The organism is Campylobacter sp. US33a (assembly GCF_004378855.1).
Lineage (GTDB): Bacteria > Campylobacterota > Campylobacteria > Campylobacterales > Campylobacteraceae > Campylobacter_D.
Map to the genome: position 1 here is coordinate 1 of NZ_RYYL01000032.1, position 894 is coordinate 894.

Here is an 894-nt window from a genome sequence, read left to right on the forward strand (position 1 = left end):
TTAGGACAATGTTTTAATAAATCATAGCGAGAAAAGAATTGTTTAGCTTGGAGTGGGGAGAATTCGCCATCAAATAAGGAATTATATTCCATATTGAGAATGTCGGTGTAGGTAGGCATTCTATTGTTATCTTTAATAAAACTATCTAATTTTTCCTTATCTTTATTTCGTAAATTATAGTTTTTACCTATAAAATGAAAATAACCATAACTTGCCCAAGCTAATTCTGCGTTATCTCTAAACTTTTGTATTTGCTGTTTATGGTGCATTATTTGATTCCTTTCAAGTATCCACTAAAATATCCACAAGTTCTAAAGTTCTCTTCTATTACAGTATCATAAGAAGTTACTTTTGTATGAATATAATCTCTTTTATCATTCCAAAATACTTCAAAATCTATTTTATAAAGATTGCTTAGCTTTATACTGTCATTAAAAAATAAGAAAAAAACTTTTCTTATTCTTGGATCACTTTTATTTTCATATCGATACATATATCTATCATTTTGTGAATTATATTCTAAATAACCTTGTGTTAATAATGTTGAATTTTTTTTAATATTTTCCCAATCCAATGTATCCAAATTTAATCCAAAATACCCTAGAATCTTATTATATTTGTGTTCATCATTTGGAAGTTCATTTAACTTACACATCTCTTTAAATTCGTGATAACTCGGTTGTAGGCTATAAGGCACAAACCACCCCCAACCAAATGTCATACTCCATATAATTATCAAAGGAAGTAGAATAAAACTTGATATTTTTAGAATCTTTTTAAGCCTTATCATTTATGCACTCTCTTTAGATTCTATATTATTATAAGCAAGTTGTCTATAATATGGTGCAATATCTGCTAAAATAGGAATAGCATTAATATTGAGTGCCATCATCG

The 894-nt window shown here is 27.4% G+C and carries 1 protein-coding gene and 1 pseudogene; both read right to left on the reverse strand.

All coding sequences use genetic code 11. From position 1 onward, the window contains the following. Positions 1-269 (reverse strand): annotated as a pseudogene (locus ELQ16_RS09770) (hypothetical protein); the annotation flags it as partial. Further along, entirely contained in the window at positions 269-790 is a 522-nt protein-coding gene (locus ELQ16_RS09775; RefSeq protein ID WP_134239449.1) for a hypothetical protein, read from the reverse strand. The pseudogene ELQ16_RS09770 and the gene ELQ16_RS09775, both read right to left, overlap by 1 nt. Positions 791-894: the final 104 nt, after the last annotated feature.